Annotated in this window: 17 protein-coding genes; 12 read left to right on the forward strand and 5 right to left on the reverse strand. The window is 72.1% G+C overall.

The genetic code is table 11. The annotated features are described in order from the left end of the window. Positions 1 to 49: 49 nt before the first annotated feature. A complete protein-coding gene (locus MZC64_RS23555) occupies positions 50 to 706 on the reverse strand; it encodes a Crp/Fnr family transcriptional regulator (RefSeq protein WP_185002317.1) in 657 nt (218 codons plus the stop codon). Positions 707 to 913: 207 nt separating this feature from the next. Here MZC64_RS23555 and MZC64_RS23560 point away from each other — a divergent pair, with 207 nt between their 5' ends. Both MZC64_RS23560 and MZC64_RS23565 read left to right on the forward strand, forming a co-directional pair. After that, entirely contained in the window at positions 914 to 1,858 is a 945-nt protein-coding gene (locus MZC64_RS23560; protein WP_247759786.1) for an NAD-dependent epimerase/dehydratase family protein, read from the forward strand. Between the two features lie 14 nt (positions 1,859 to 1,872). Continuing rightward, positions 1,873 to 2,487 carry a flavin reductase family protein gene (locus tag MZC64_RS23565; protein WP_247759785.1) on the forward strand — a complete coding sequence of 205 codons (615 nt, stop codon included), beginning with the start codon at positions 1,873 to 1,875 and terminating at the stop codon, positions 2,485 to 2,487. Here the strand turns inward: MZC64_RS23565 and MZC64_RS23570 are convergent. Further along, positions 2,484 to 2,831 carry a hypothetical protein gene (locus MZC64_RS23570; RefSeq protein WP_247759783.1) on the reverse strand — a complete coding sequence of 116 codons (348 nt, stop codon included), beginning with the start codon at positions 2,829 to 2,831 and terminating at the stop codon, positions 2,484 to 2,486. The two genes, MZC64_RS23565 and MZC64_RS23570, sit on opposite strands and share 4 nt — an antisense overlap. 147 nt (positions 2,832 to 2,978) lie before the next feature. Between MZC64_RS23570 and MZC64_RS23575 the strand changes: the two genes are divergently transcribed. The 5 genes from MZC64_RS23575 to MZC64_RS23595 all read left to right on the forward strand — a co-directional run bounded on the left by MZC64_RS23575 (position 2,979) and on the right by MZC64_RS23595 (position 6,402). After that, positions 2,979 to 3,509 (forward strand): sigma-70 family RNA polymerase sigma factor, encoded by a 531-nt coding sequence (locus MZC64_RS23575; RefSeq protein WP_247759782.1) that lies wholly within the window; start codon positions 2,979 to 2,981, stop codon positions 3,507 to 3,509. Next, a complete protein-coding gene (locus tag MZC64_RS23580; protein ID WP_247759780.1) occupies positions 3,499 to 3,963 on the forward strand; it encodes a hypothetical protein in 465 nt (154 codons plus the stop codon). Before MZC64_RS23575 ends, MZC64_RS23580 begins: the two co-directional genes overlap by 11 nt. 10 nt (positions 3,964 to 3,973) lie before the next feature. Continuing rightward, a complete protein-coding gene (locus MZC64_RS23585; RefSeq protein ID WP_247759779.1) occupies positions 3,974 to 4,309 on the forward strand; it encodes a nucleotide pyrophosphohydrolase in 336 nt (111 codons plus the stop codon). Positions 4,310 to 4,334: 25 nt separating this feature from the next. Further along, entirely contained in the window at positions 4,335 to 5,294 is a 960-nt protein-coding gene (locus MZC64_RS23590; protein ID WP_247759777.1) for a LysR family transcriptional regulator, read from the forward strand. Positions 5,295 to 5,355: 61 nt separating this feature from the next. Further along, positions 5,356 to 6,402 carry an NAD(P)-binding domain-containing protein gene (locus tag MZC64_RS23595; RefSeq protein ID WP_247759775.1) on the forward strand — a complete coding sequence of 349 codons (1,047 nt, stop codon included), beginning with the start codon at positions 5,356 to 5,358 and terminating at the stop codon, positions 6,400 to 6,402. Here MZC64_RS23595 and MZC64_RS23600 read toward each other — a convergent pair. Genes MZC64_RS23600 through MZC64_RS23610 form a run of 3 tightly spaced genes read right to left on the reverse strand, consistent with a single transcriptional unit; the run spans position 6,313 to position 9,900 of the window. Further along, positions 6,313 to 7,863, reverse strand: coding sequence for a PH domain-containing protein (locus tag MZC64_RS23600; protein ID WP_247759774.1), 1,551 nt, complete (start codon positions 7,861 to 7,863; stop codon positions 6,313 to 6,315). The two genes, MZC64_RS23595 and MZC64_RS23600, sit on opposite strands and share 90 nt — an antisense overlap. Continuing rightward, complete coding sequence (locus tag MZC64_RS23605; RefSeq protein WP_247759772.1) at positions 7,863 to 8,378, reverse strand: PH domain-containing protein; 516 nt, start codon at positions 8,376 to 8,378, stop codon at positions 7,863 to 7,865. Before MZC64_RS23605 ends, MZC64_RS23600 begins: the two co-directional genes overlap by 1 nt. A 4-nt stretch (positions 8,379 to 8,382) precedes the next feature. Further along, the gene (locus MZC64_RS23610) at positions 8,383 to 9,900 is read right to left on the reverse strand and encodes a glycosyltransferase family 39 protein (protein ID WP_247759766.1); all 1,518 of its coding nucleotides are present in this window, start codon (positions 9,898 to 9,900) and stop codon (positions 8,383 to 8,385) included. A gap of 95 nt (positions 9,901 to 9,995) precedes the next feature. Between MZC64_RS23610 and MZC64_RS23615 the strand changes: the two genes are divergently transcribed. Genes MZC64_RS23615 through MZC64_RS23635 form a run of 5 tightly spaced genes read left to right on the forward strand, consistent with a single transcriptional unit; the run spans position 9,996 to position 14,067 of the window. Then, positions 9,996 to 10,697 (forward strand): TetR/AcrR family transcriptional regulator, encoded by a 702-nt coding sequence (locus tag MZC64_RS23615; RefSeq protein WP_247759765.1) that lies wholly within the window; start codon positions 9,996 to 9,998, stop codon positions 10,695 to 10,697. A gap of 18 nt (positions 10,698 to 10,715) precedes the next feature. Then, the gene (locus MZC64_RS23620) at positions 10,716 to 11,201 is read left to right on the forward strand and encodes a hypothetical protein (RefSeq protein WP_247759763.1); all 486 of its coding nucleotides are present in this window, start codon (positions 10,716 to 10,718) and stop codon (positions 11,199 to 11,201) included. A gap of 26 nt (positions 11,202 to 11,227) precedes the next feature. Then, positions 11,228 to 12,301: a sensor histidine kinase gene (locus MZC64_RS23625; protein WP_247759762.1), complete on the forward strand. Its 1,074-nt coding sequence runs from the start codon at positions 11,228 to 11,230 to the stop codon at positions 12,299 to 12,301. Beyond that, a complete protein-coding gene (locus tag MZC64_RS23630; RefSeq protein ID WP_247759760.1) occupies positions 12,298 to 12,945 on the forward strand; it encodes a response regulator transcription factor in 648 nt (215 codons plus the stop codon). Before MZC64_RS23625 ends, MZC64_RS23630 begins: the two co-directional genes overlap by 4 nt. A gap of 54 nt (positions 12,946 to 12,999) precedes the next feature. Continuing rightward, the gene (locus tag MZC64_RS23635; protein WP_247759758.1) at positions 13,000 to 14,067 is read left to right on the forward strand and encodes an alpha/beta hydrolase; all 1,068 of its coding nucleotides are present in this window, start codon (positions 13,000 to 13,002) and stop codon (positions 14,065 to 14,067) included. The last annotated feature ends 78 nt before the right edge of the window (positions 14,068 to 14,145 follow it).

Below are 14,145 nucleotides of genomic sequence, written 5' to 3' on the forward strand. Positions count from 1 at the left end.
ACCGCAGGTCAATCTGTGATCCAACGCACTTTCGAGGTGTGATTCAGTCTTACGTCCCAAGGTAGGAGTCCAGTCGGGTGGGAGCCAGAATCGTGATCCGCCTGCGTGCGGTGCTGAGCAGACCGTCGTCGCGCAGTTCGGCCAGCGCGCGGGAGACCGACTCCCTGGTGGCGCCGATCGCGCTGCCCAGCTCCTCCTGGGTGAGCTGCGCGGCGATCTCCACCCCGCCGTCGGCCCGCTCGGTGCCGTGCGTGGCGGCCAGCTCGCCGAGGAAGCGGGCCAGTCGCTGGGACACCGTGCAGGTGCCGACCTCCAGCCGCCGCCGGTCAGATTCATCCACCCGGGTGACGAGTAAAGACAGCACGTCGCAGGCGAGTCCGGAGAACTGGCGCAGCAGCGAGCGGAACCGGGCCGAGGCGATCACCACGACCGTCGAGTCGGTCAGCGCGACCACGGTGGCCGAGCGCCGACGTGCTGTTATGGCGCCGAACTCGCCGACCAGCTCGCCGCTGCCGCGCAGCGCGAGCACGCTGTCGGTGCCGTCCTGGCTCACCACCGAGATGCGCAGCAGACCGTGCTCGACCAGCAGGACCGAGTCGGACTCGTTGTCCTGCCTGAACAGCACCGTGCCCCGGCGCACGCTGCGACGACGCCCGACGTCGGCCAGTAAAACCCGGCTGGCCGCCCCGAGCCCTTCCACGCTCATAGTTGAAGGGTCGACGTTGACGCCAGGGAATATGGAGGGGAAAGGTCCACTACTCACCCGATAGCCAGCAGATAATGCCCCGAACGGCCCAATGCGAACAACTCCCTGTCACAGCGTTTCTCCCTACCGGAGTAAGGTAATCCCGACCTCCGTGTGAAGGCCACAAAACTTGCCGGTACACCCATTTCCTTCTGGTGAGATGGTGGTATGCGAGTCCTCGTCACCGGCGCGAGCGGCTATGTCGGACAGGCCGTCGTACGCCAACTTTCCCAGACCGGCCACGATGTCGTGGCATTGGTCCACCGCTCAGTGGTCAATGTGCCCGAGGGGGTGGAGCTGCGCAGGGGCGACGTGCTGGACGGCGAGGGCCTGCTCGCGGCCGCGGACGGGGTGCATGCCGCGGTGCACCTGGTCTCGCTGACCAGGATCAGAGAGGCTTTCGCGCACCCCACGCTGTACTACCGAGTCAACCTGGGCGGCACCCTGCACGTGCTGGAGGCGCTGGCCAGGCAGGCCGAGGTCACCGGGGTCAAACCACGGCTGGTGATGGCCTCCACCGCCAGCGTCTACGGCACCCCGGCGCGGCAGCCCATCGACGAGACCACCCCGGTGGCCCCGGAGAACCCCTACGCCGCCTCCAAGGTCGCCGCCGAGGAGGCCATCCGCTGGCAGGTGGCCACCGGCGGCCTGGGCGCGGCGGTGCTGCGGATCTTCAACATCGCCGGCGCGGTCGGCGAGCTGGGCGACTACGACGACACCCGGATCATCACCAGGGCGGTGGGTGTGGCCGCCGGCCACCTGCCCTCGGTGGAGATCAACGGGGACGGATCGGCGATCCGGGACTTCGTGCACGTCAACGACGTGGCCAGGGCCATGGTGCACGCGCTGGAGGACGCCACGCCGGGCCGGTTCGACGTCTACAACGTGGGCGCCGTCCCGGCCAGCGTCACCGAGATCGTGGACACCGTGCGCGCGGTGACCGGCCGGGAGATCCGGGTCACCCACCGCCCCGCCAACCCCGGCGAAACCCAGCGCTCGGTCGGCGACACCACGCTGATCAGACAACGTCTGGGCTGGTCACCGCAGCAGTCCACGCTGACCGAGATGGTCCGCGGCCAGTGGGAGGCGGAGCTGTTGCGCCGACACCGCTGAGTGAGAATCAGGCCATGCGCCTGGACTTCGACCCGGACACCACGGGCATCGGCCGGTTCTACCGGCTGCTCACCGCCGTGGTGGTGCCGCGCCCGATCGCCTGGGTGTCCACGGTCTCCGCCGAGGGCGTGGACAACCTCGCCCCGCACTCCTTCTTCACCGTGGCCTGCGTCGCCCCGCCGATCGTCCAGTTCACCTCGGTCGGCCGCAAGGACACCCTGACCAACGTCGAGGCCACCGGCGAGTTCGTGGTCAACCTGGCCAACCAGGACAACTTCGCCCAGATCAACGCCACCGGCACCGACTTCCCCCCGGCCACCAGCGAGTTCGACGCGGTCGGCCTGGCCAGGGAACCCAGCAGCAAGGTCAAACCGTTCCGGGTGGCCAGCAGTCCGGCGGCGCTGGAGTGCGTGCTGCACAGCACGGTGCGGCTGGGCGATTCGACGGTGGTGTTCGGGCGGGTGGTGCACGCGGCGGTGGCCGAGGAGATGTTCACCGACGACCTGCCGGGCATCGAGCGGCTGAAGCCACTGGCGCGGCTGGGGCGGGACGAGTGGGGGACGGTGGGCGAGGTGCTGGAGACGACCCGGATCCGGCACCAGGACTGGCCGGGGCACTACCGGGGCTAGAACCGCGACTCCCGATCCCGGTCCTCCGGCGCCCGCGGCCGCAACGCCCCCCTCGGCACCAGGTTCTTGATCTCCAGCGGCGGCACCGCCCCGCCCGGCCGCGCCGCCACGTAGTAGGACACCAGCCCCGCCCAGTACCCCTCCTCGGTCCGCAGCCAGGCGTGCAGGGTGCCGGGGACCCGGCCGGTGAGCACCAGGCCCTGTTGGCGGATGAGCAGGCTGGCGGCGGTGCGGTCGCCCAGGAAGCCGTGCCGGTACAGCTCGTTGAGGTCCACCCAGACCGGTTTGCTGCGGTCGTAGACCCGGCCGAGGGAGGGAGCGAGTTGCACCGTTCGGTCGAACACGTGTGCGAGTCTGGATGACTAGGTAGATCGACAGCAAGCCGGGTCACGGGGGCTGATCGGGTCGTTACCCAGGGTGGGTTGTGGCGGGGCGCGAACCTTTCCGGGGGCCGGGCCGACTGAGCCGGTGACCGACTGGGAGGTGAGCGCGTGACCGAGGACCGGGACACGGCGTTGCTGGTGGTGCGGTGCCAGCTCGGGGAGCCCGCGGCGCTGGCCGAGCTGGTGCGGGCCTGGCACCCGCCGCTGTGGACCTACCTGCGCCGGATGAGCACCCCGCAGACCGCCGAGGACCTCGTGCAGGAGACCTGGCTGGCGGTGCTGGGCGCCTTGCCGCGGTTGCGGGAGCCAGGGCGGTTCGCGCCCTGGGTGTTCACCATCGCGCGGCGGACCCTGCTGGACCGGCTGCGCGAGCGGTACCGGCCCGAGCCGCCACCTGATCCAGTGGCGGAGTCCTCGGCCGAGGCCGTGCTGGATGTGCTCGAACTGCGGGCGGGACTGGCCGGGGTGCCGTTGCCCGAACGTGAGGTGCTGGTGCTCTTCCACCTCGCCGATCTGTCCCTGCGGGACTGCGCCGAGGTGCTCGGGGTGCCGGTGGGCACGGTCAAGTCCCGGTTGTCCCGCGCTCGCGGGCTGCTCCGCGAACGCCTGCTGGAGAAGGGGTTCCGCCATGACGGATGACCGTTTCGACGTTCCCGCGCGCTCCGCGGAGGACATCCTGGCCACGCTCGCGCCCTCGCGGCTGCGCCACGTGCTGGTCGGGCTGGCCGGACTGGCCGGGGCGCTGCTGACCGGCGCGCTGTGGCTGACCGAACCGGCCCTGCCGCCGGCCACCCAGGTGGCGTTCGGGTTGCTGACGCTGGTCGGGGCGACCTGGGCCGCCTTCGCGGTGTGGGCGCTGACCCGGCGCGGGCCGTTGCTGGCCAGGGACAGCGTGGTCGCGGGCTGGCTGGCGCTGACCTTCGCCACCGGCACCGCGGCCGGGCTGACCGTGGTCACCGCGCAGCGCGGCGGGCTGCCGGTGGCGCTCGCGCTGGGCGGGTCGCTGGTGGCGCTGGCGGCGGTGGTGCTGACCAGGGCGATCCGGCGGCGGCGGGAGCTGACCCTGCTCAAGCGGGAGCTGAGCAAGTCCTAGGGTTGCGGGCATGTCTGGATTTGACGAGCTTGTCCCCCGGTTGCGGGCGTTCGCGGCGGCGCGGGAGTGGGAGCCGTTCCACACCCCGCGGAACCTGGCCATGGCGCTCTCCGGCGAGGTCGGCGAACTCGTCGCGGAACTGCAATGGTTGAGCGACAAGGAGATCCGCGCGCAGCTGACCGACGGCGCGTTGCGCGACCGGGTGGCGGACGAGGTCGCCGACGTGCTGCTCTACCTGGTGCGTTTCGCCGATGTGTGTGGTCTGGACCTCCCGGCCGAGGCGCACGCCAAGATCGACCGCAACGAGCACCGGTTCCCGCCGCTGGAGGCAAACCCTTCCGCCTGAGCCGCAAGGGATTTAGCGTCGAGGTATGGAACTGGAGCTGCGGCATCTGCGGGTCATCTGCACTGTCGCGGACACCGGCAGCGTGACCAAAGCGGCGGCCCGGCTCGGACTCGCCCAACCGGCGCTGACCGCCCAGCTCAACCGGATCGAACGCGCGCTCGGCGGCACCCTGTTCGAGCGGGACCGGCGCGGTTCCCGGCCCACCCCGCTCGGCGAGCTGGTGCTGGCCAGGGCCCGGATGTTGTTGCCCGCGGTGAGCGAACTGCGCGAGGAGGCCGCGCGGCTGGCCAACTCGGCGGGCGAGGGCACCGCGCACTACCGGATCGGCGCGACCAACGGACCGATGCTGGGCGGGCTGATGCACCACCTGGGCGCGGCCCGGCCGCAGGCCCGGATCTCCCCGCAAAGCTCCTGGTCGGCCGATGAGCTGACCGAGCTGGTCGCCGCGGGCCGGCTGGACTACGCGCTGGTCGGGGTGTGCGGGGAGTCCGCGCCGCCGGTCGCGGCGGGCGTGCGGTGGCGGTTGCTCGCGGTGGACCCGGTGTTCGTGCTGCTGCCCGAGGATCACCCCCTGGCGGACAAGGACGAGGTGGAGCTGAGCGATCTGGCCGAGGCCCGCTGGTCGGCCACCCCGGGCGACGGCTGTTTCGGGGACTGCTTCGCCGCCGCCTGCGCCCGCGCCGGGTTCGCGCCACGGGACCTGTACGAGACCGATGTGGTCAGCTGCGTGGACCTGGTCCGCTCCGGGGACGCGATCGCACTGTGCCAGCCGACCTTCCGCGAGATGCCGGGTGTCATCCCGGTGCCGATCGCCGGGATCCCGTTGCGCTGGCGGCAGTTCATCGGCTGGCACAGCGGCTGCCAGAGCCCGGACGAGGTGGCCAGGCTGGCCGGGCACGCGCTGTCCGCCTACGCCGACGTGCTGGCCCGCAGCCCGCGCTACACCGACTGGCTGGCCGGGCATCCCGGCTTCGGCATGAGCTGAGTGCCGGTGTGACCTTCCCCCACCGGGGAATGTCCCCGCCGCCCACGGACGTTCAGCGGACGTGGACACGGACGTGGTGGTGATCGGGGCCGGCCAGGCCGGTCTGTCCAGCTCGTACTTCCTGCGCCGGGCCGGGATCGGGCACGTGCTGCTGGACTCGGCCCCGCACGCCGGTGGCGCCTGGCAGCACTACTGGCCCTCGCTGCGCTACGCCGACGTGCACGGTTTCCACGCCCTGCAGGACCTGCCGCTGATCGTGCCCGATCCGCAGCGGCCCGCCGCCGAGGTGCTCTCGGCCTACTTCACCGAGTACGAGCAGCGCTTCGACCTGCCGGTGATCCGCCCGGTCCAGGTGCGTTCGGTCCGGCACGACGGCCCGGACTTCCTGGTGGAGGCCGCAGAAGGCAGCTGGCGGGCCCGGGGCGTGATCAACGCGACCGGCTCGTGGAGCCATCCGCTGTGGCCGCACTACCCGGGCGCGCGGGAGTTCCTCGGCACTGCGCTGCACACCGCGCACTACCGCGGACCGGCCGGGTTCGCCGGGCAGCGGGTGGTGGTGGTCGGCGGTGGGGCCTCCGCGCTGCGGTTCCTGGACGAGCTGTCCCCGATCGCGGAGACGATCTGGGTGACCCGGCGGGAACCGGAGTTCAGCGACGCCGAGTTCACCCCCGAACGCGGCCGGGCGATCATCGCCAGGGTGGAGGAGTCGGTGCGGGCCGGGAAACCGCCGCGCAGCGTGGTCTGGAACACCGGGCTCGCGCTCACCCCGCTGATCAAGGACCTGACCGCGCGCGGGGTGCTGCGCCGCCGCCCGATGTTCGAGCGGATCACCCCGGACGGCGTGACCTGGGCCGACGGCAGCCACGAACGGGTCGACACGATCATCTGGGCCACCGGGTTCCGGGCCGCGCTCAACCATCTGGCCCCGTTGAAGCTGCGCGCGCCCGGCGGCGGGATCGTGATGGCCGGTGGGCATCCCGCCGCCGAGCCGCGGCTGCACCTGGTGGGTTACGGGCCGTCAGCGAGCACCATCGGCGCCAACCGGGCCGCCCGCACCGCAGTGCGTGAACTCCGCCAGGAGCTGTTCCCTCTCGCCGCCGCGGTCTAGGAATTCGGTCAGGATCCCCGGCGCGGCCCGGTCGGCGAACCCGGCCGAGTCCGCCGCGGCCATGTCCGGCACCCGGTAGCCGCCTGCGGCGGTGGCCACCGCGGCGGTCAGCGTGACCACCCCGGCGCGGCGGGCGAACGGGCTGTCGGTGAAGGTCCAGGACAGCACGTCACTCCGGCGCAGCGCCGCGGTGTCCCGGCTGAACGTGCCCGAACGCGCCAGCAGGTAGGAGCCGGACAGGCCGTGGCCCAGGTTGCGGTAGGCGTCCCTGGCGAAGAACAGCACGAACGGCAGGCTGGCCAGCGCGGTGCTCCAGGCCAGGTGCAGCAACACATCCGTGAGCAGCCAGCCCAGAATTCCCTGCACCAGCAGCAAAGGCGCGGTCACGAACAGCAGTCCGCGCACGATCCGCCGCCGCAGCGCCACCCGCGGATGCCCGGCCAGCACCGGATCCACCAGTGGGCCAACGGGTTCGCGCAACACGCCCGCGGTCACCCGCAGCGCCTCGGTCAGCGGCGCCGGCGGCAGCACGGCACTGCGCGCGCTGTCCTGCTCCTCGTTGCCCAGCCCACCGGCCACCACCTTCACCGTGGCGCCGCCGCCTGCCCGCAGCAGCAGGGGTTCGCGCAGCAGCACGCCGAAGAGGCGGTTGCGCTCGATGGAGACCGAGCGGGTGGTGAGCAGCCCGCGGCGCACCCGCAGCAGGTGGTCGCTGACCCATTCCAGCCGGTACCGCCACCAGTTCTCCAGGTACAGCCCGAGCGCGCCGACCACCCCGAGCAGGGTGGAGGCGAGCAGCACCAGCGGGATGGTCAGCCACAGCGCGCTGGAGCCGAACTCCACCGCCAGCTGTTGCACCACCGGCAGCCGCCATGCCTCGATGCCGATCGCCTCCAGCGCCCGGTAACCGAGCCCGAGCACCAGGACCACCCCGCCGAAGACCCAGAAGGTCAGCGGCGCGTACCGCAGCCAGCGCAGGTTCATCGCCGAGACCACGGGATCCTGGGCGGCGGAGCGGGTGACGTGCGCGAGCAGTTCGGCGCGCAGGGCCTGGGCGTCCACCCTGGACAGCGCGTCCAGCTTGATCTCGCTGCCGGTGTCGTTGGACCCGGCGGTGCCGATCCGCAGCGTGGTCACCCCGAAGATCCGGTGCACCGGGCTGGCGGTGAGGTCGACGTTGCGGATCCGGTTGAGCCGCACCGTGCGCAGGGTCTTGATGAACATCCCGGTGCGCACCTCCACCGCGTCGGCGGTGACCCGGTACCGGGTCTTGGCCCAGGTGGCGATCCCGATCGTGGTGAAGGTCAGGAAGCCCAGCGTCACCCCGGCCAGGGTGAGCCAGGACCGCAGGTCCAGCCGGCCGCCGGAGATCAGCAGAGCGAGCAGGAAGGAGGCCGCGGGCGGGGCCAGCCAGCTCACGTGCACTGCGATCATGCGCGGGTCGAGCCTGCGCCAGTCCATCACGCCTCCCCGACCGCGGCGGCCTCGCCGATCCGCCGGGCCAGCTCGTTCGCCTCGTCCAGGGCCAGTCCGGAGATCCGCACGTCCCCGGCGGTGGAGGCGGTGGTCACGATCACCGTGGCCAGGCCGAAACCACGCTGGATCGGGCCGATCACGGTGTCCACGGTCTGCACCTTGGTCAGCGGGGTGATCCGCCGCCGCTGCCAGAACCAGCCGCTGGCCGAGTAGACCGCGTGCTCGCCCAGTTCCCAGGCGTGCACCCGGTATCGCCAGGGCGGCATGACCAGCAGGTAGCCCAGGCCGGGCAGCACCAGCACGCCGAGCAGCAGCGGGCCGAGCCAGCGCAGCGCGCCGGGGAAGAACAGCAGGGACAGCGTGGTCATGGTCAGCGCGACCAGGAACGCCGGCCCGGTCACGGTGAGCAGCGCCTGCACGGTCCACCAGCGGCGCGCGCTCGGATCCACCCGGTAGCGCGGCGGGCGCAGGCGGGGCGCGGCGGAGTTCAGCGTGGTCATGGGGTCACCCCAGCTTCCGGAATCGGGGCCACAGCTCGGCCCAGCTCTGCGTGCGCCCCGTCGCCAGCAGCAACGGCGCGCCGTCCACGGCCTTGTTGGCCTTCAAGTTCGTCTCCAGCACCCGCAGCTGGGTCACCGTGCGGAAGGACTCGGCCAGCACCGGCTGCGGGCGGCCGACGAAGAGCACCGCGTCCGCGGACTCCGGCGGCGCGCCGAAGTACCAGTAGCCCCTGGACCCGCTCTGCGGCGCGGGCAGTCCGCGGTCCGGCCCGAACCAGGCCAGCGCGCTGGCCGTCCAGTAGCCGTTGGTCAGCACCGCGGTCCGGGCCCGCTGCTCCGGCGGGAGCTTGCGGTACTCGGCGGCCACCTGGTCGGCCAGCTCGGCCCAGCCCACGCTGTGCGTGCTGATGAAGTCCACCGACCCGGCCCCGGCCCGGCTCGCCACCGGTTCCAGCGGCAGCCCGAAGAAGGACATGGCCAGCGTGGAGACCACCGCCACCGGCAGGCTGGCCGACCAGCGCCACCAGCCGGCCACCCGGTTGCGGGACAGCTCCACCGCGCCCGCCGCCCACACCACCGGGAACATCCCGGCCACGTAGTACGGCCTGCCGCCGGCGATCAGGAACAGCGCGGCCACGCCGAGGAAGGTCCAGCCCAGGAAGGCGTACGGGCGCAGCTCGGCCGAGCGCAGCAGCCGCCAGGTCCCGTAGAGCAGCACCACCAGCCCGCTGATCAGCCCGGCCAGGAACAGCATCATCGGCACGAACCCGAGCAGCCCGCCGTGCATCAGCTGGCCCTCGGTGGCGATCTGCCCGGTCATGCCCAGCTGCGGCCAGCCGTGCTCGGCCTGCCACAGCAGGCTGGGCAGCGTGGCCAGCAGGGTGATTCCCGCGCCCAGCCACAACATCGGCCTGCGCAGCAGCTCCCTCGGCCCGGCCACCAGCACGGCCAGCGCGAGCACCATCCAGAACCCGGCGATGAGGAACTTGCTCTGCACCGCGATCGCGGTGACCACGCCCAGCCAGGGCAGCACCGCGTCCCGCCGGGTGCGCACCCAGCGCACCAGCAGCCAGCAGGCCAGCGCCCACATCAGCACGTCCGGCGAGTTGGTGGTGAGCAGGTGCCCGTTGCCGAGGAAGAACGGCGAACCCGCGGTGACCAGCGCGGCCAGGGTCTGCGCCCGCCGGGCGCCGCCCAGTTCGCGGGCGATCAGCGCGGTCACCGCCACGGTGGCCAGCACCATCAGCACCGACGGCAGGCGCAGCGCGGTCAGCGAGCCGGGGAACACCGACTCCATCGCCAGCGCCAGCAACGGCGCCAGCGGCCCCTGATCGGCATATCCCCAGTCCAGCCGCTGTCCGGCGGCGATGAAGTACAGCTCGTCCCCGAACCACCCGTACCGATCGGCGAGGGCCACCAGCAGTACGCCGATCACCCCGGCGACCGCCAGCACCGGCACACTGGCGAACGGCGGCAGCGCCCGCGTCTGCACTCCTTGCCCGCTGACCTGGACTTGCGTCACGACTCCCCCAGTTGATCCCCTGGTAACCAGCTCCCGACCGGTTACAATGCAGGTGCATGGTAACCATGACATGGGAGCCGTTGCAATGCGTCCGCATGAAGAAAGTGTGGCTGTCGGTGCCGAAGCAGGTTGACCACGAGGAACGTCGGCGGCACATCGCCGAGGCGCTGTGGCGGATCGTCGCCAAGCACGGCATGGAGGCGGTGAGCCTGCGGGATGTGGCCGCCGAGGCAGGCGTCTCGATGGGCTCGGTCCAGCACTACTTCAAGACCAAGGACCACATGCTGGAGTTCGCGCTGGAGTTCAGCAGCGTGAAGACCGGCGACCGGGTGCGCGCCCGGCTGGCCCGCGATCTGGCCGGCGACCCGCCGCCGTGGGCGGTGCTGCGCGCCTGCATGGTCGAGACGCTGCCCATCGACGAGCACACCCGTACCGGCCGCCTGGTCGGCATCGCCTACTTCATCCGCGCGCTGAACGAGCCCTCGCTGCGCCGGATCTACCTGCAGGGCCAGCCGAAACTGTTCAACTTCTTCGCCGACATGATCCGCGCGGCACGAGAGCGCGGGGTGACCGCGCCGGGCATCGACCCGGACAAGGAATCGATGATGCTGTGGTGCATCGCCGATTCCCTCGGCTCGGACATCCTGCTCGACAACAGCACCCCGGAGGAGGCGATGGCCACCGCCGACTACTACCTGCGGCGGCTCTTCCCCGGCGTGCCCGAGGACGAGTGGCCCCCGCCCGGCTCGATCTCCACCCCCGGCTCCACCCCTGAGCCCACGAACTCCACCCCCTGATCTTCCTACCGTGCTCCCATGACCATGAGCACGCTGTTCAACGGGGCCATCGCCATCGCCGTGGTGGTCTTCGTGATCATCCGCCGGATGAACTGGCACGAGCTGACCAAACGCGGCGAGGACGTGTGGGTGGGCCCGGCGGTGATCGCGGTGATCGGCCTGTTCCAGCTCAAGAACAAGCTGGGCGCGGACTACCACATCCCGCCGGTCGACCTGACCTTCCTGGTGCTGGGCCTGCTGCTGGCGGCAGGCGCCGGGGTCGGCCTGGGCCGGACCAGCGAGGTGCAACTACGGGAAGGCCGGATCTTCACCCGGATGCGCGGTCCGGCCATCGGCGTGTGGATCGGCTTCATCGGGCTGCGGGTGCTGCTCGGCTTCCTCGGCCACGCCATGGGCGCGACCCTGACCAGCGGCGGCGGCGCGATCATGCTGACCCTGGGGGCCAGCCTGCTGGTCCAGTCGCTGGTGCTGGCCACCCGGGCAGGGCATCCGGTGCGGCACTGAACCCCCGGCACCCGCAGACTGCCCCCATGCACCCCACGCCGTCGGTGAACGACCGCCGGGCCATGCACGTCCTGGTCACCGCGCTGCTGGTGTACGCGCTGCTCAGCTCGCCGGGCACGCCGCGGTGGGCCTGGCTGGTGCTCGGCCCGGCCTTCCTGGGCTGGCTGGTGTTCCTGGCCCTGACCCGGCGCGCGCCGCGGGTGGCGCTGAGCGCGCTGGCCGCCTGCTCGCTGCTGGCCTCGGCCATCGTCGGCGCGCCGGAGGCCTCGGCCACCACCATGGCCGCGGTCGGGCTGATGGTGTTCATCTCGCACCCGGTGCCCAGCCTGGGCCTCGGCTTCGCGCTGACCGCCGCGGACGTCACCCTGGTCACCGTCAGCGGCCTGCTCTGGGAACGCGGCACCGGCGTCATCCTGAGCAACCTGGGCATCTTCGCGCTGCTCACCCTGCTCGGCCTGGTCCAGCGGCAGCACCGGCAGCAGACCGCGCAGGCCGCCCGGCTGCTCGCCGAGACCGAGCGGACCCGGATCGCCAGGGAACTGCACGACGTGCTGGCGCATTCCCTTGGCGCGCTGGCGGTGCAGCTGGAGGTGGCCGAGGCGCTGCTCAGCGACGGCCGGGATCCGGACGCCGCGCTGGCCAGGGTGCGGCGGTCCCGGCGGCTGGCCGTGGACGGGCTGACCGAGGCGCGGGCCGCGGTGGCCGCGCTGCGCTCGGACGTGCCGCCGCTGCCCACCGCGCTGGCCGAGCTGACCCAGGCGCACCAACGGGATCACCAGTCCCCGGTCCGGCTGAGCACCGAGGGCGAGACCCGCACGCTCTCCCCCGCCGCCGAGGTCTCCCTGCTGCGCACCGCCCGCGAGGCGCTGACCAACGCGGGCAAACACGCCGCGGGCGCGCCGATCGAGGTCGATCTGTCCTATGTGGACGGAGCGGTCCGGCTGTCGGTGCGCAACGCGGCGGGCACCCCGCGCACCGAGTTGCCCGGTGGCGGATTCGGGTTGACCGGGATGCGGGAGCGGCTGGCGTTGCTGGGTGGCACACTCACCGCGGGCCCGGACGGGGACGGCTGGCTGGTGCGCGCGGAGGTGCCGGAATGACCATCAGGGTCCTGGTCGTCGACGACCAGCAGATCATGCGCGAGGGCCTGGTCGCGCTGCTCGGCCTGGTCGAGGACATCGAGGTGGTCGCCGACGCCGGGGACGGCGAGCAGGCCCTGGCGCTGCTGGCCGAGCACGAGGTGGACCTGGTGCTGATGGACCTGCGGATGCCGGTGCTGGACGGGGTCGAGGCCACCCGCCGGATCACCGAACGCTTCCCCGGGGTCGGGGTGCTGGTGCTGACCACCTACGCCGACGACGAGTCCATCGCCGACGCGCTGCGCGCCGGCGCCCGCGGCTACCTGACCAAGGAGGCCGGCCGGGCCGAGATCGCCGCCGCCCTGCGCGCCGCCGCGGCCGGCCAGTCCACCTTCGCCCCCGCGGTCTCCCAGCGCCTGGTCGCCGCGCTGACCCGCCAGGAACCGCCAAAACCGCACCGCCCGCCGGACGGCCTGACCGCCCGCGAGGCCGAGGTGCTGACCCTGATCGCGGGCGGGCGCAGCAACCCGGAGATCGCCACGGCCCTGTTCATCAGCGAGGCCACGGTGAAGACCCACATCAACAACGCCTTCGCCAAGATCGGCGCGCGCAACCGGGCCGATGCCACCCGCTACGCCTACCGCACCGGCCTGACCGCGCCCTGAGCCAGCGGATCCGCGCGGCTGCCAAGCGCACTACCCGTGGGTAGCATCGGGGCCATGACCCCTCCTCGTCCGGCACTGCGTGAGTTGGTCGAACGCTCGCTGGCCACCGCGGTCGGCGCGCTGCCCGCTCCGGCGCAGCGCGCGATCGGCGGCCGCACCACCGTCATCGACGGTCAGGAACTGCACCCCGAGGTGCAGTCCATGCTCAAACTGATGAGCCTGGCCAAGGAGAATCCGCTCAGCGCGGGTTCGGTCGTGGAGGCGCGGCGCGGCCTGCGCAAGACCGCGGCCATCATCGGCGGCACCGCGCTGGAGGTGGCCGAGGTGCGCGAACTGAGCGTGCCCGGCCCCGGCGGCCCGATCCGCACCCGGGTCTACCTCCCGGCCGGACTGCCCAGCCCGGCCCCGGCGCTGGTCTTCTACCACGGCGGCGGCTGGGTGGTCGGCGACCTGGAGACCCACGACAACCTGTGCCGGTTCCTGGCCGTGCACGCCGGCGTCGTGGTGCTCTCCGCGGACTACCGGCTGGCCCCCGAGCACAAGTTCCCGGCCGCCACCGAGGACGCCACCGCGGTCTACCGCTACGCCCTGGAGAACGCCGACTCCCTCGGCCTGCACCCTGGCCAGATCGCGGTTGGCGGGGACAGCGCGGGCGGCAACCTGGCCGCGGTCACCGCCCAGCTGGCCAAGGCCGCCGGGGACCCGGTGCCCGCCTTCCAGCTGCTGATCTACCCGGCGGTCGACTTCTCCGTGCGCCGGGAGTCCCGCCGTCTCTTCGGCGAGGGCTTCGTGCTGACCTCGGACAAGATGGACTGGTACCAGGAGCAGTACCTCAACTCCACCGACGAGGTGCTCGACCCGCGCGCCTCGCCGCTGCTCACCGAGGACCTCTCCGGGCTGCCGCCGACCTACCTGGTCACCGCCGGCTTCGACCCGCTGCGCGATGAGGGCGAGGAGTACGCGGACAAGCTCACCAAGGCAGGCGTGCCGGTGTTCCTGCGCCGCCGCCGCGGCCTGATCCACGGCTTCGCCAACGTGCTCGGCATCGGCCACACCGGCCGCGACGCCGTCCTGGAAGCCGCCGCCGCCCTCCGCATGGGCCTCGCCTTCACCAAGCCCTGACCCGCCGAGTTGGGCCAACTGGTACGCCAAGTTGGCCCAACCGGGCGTACCGGTTTGGCCAACTCGACGCGCCGGGGG

This window comes from Crossiella sp. S99.2 (assembly GCF_023094165.1).
Taxonomy (GTDB): Bacteria; Actinomycetota; Actinomycetes; order Mycobacteriales; family Pseudonocardiaceae; genus Crossiella.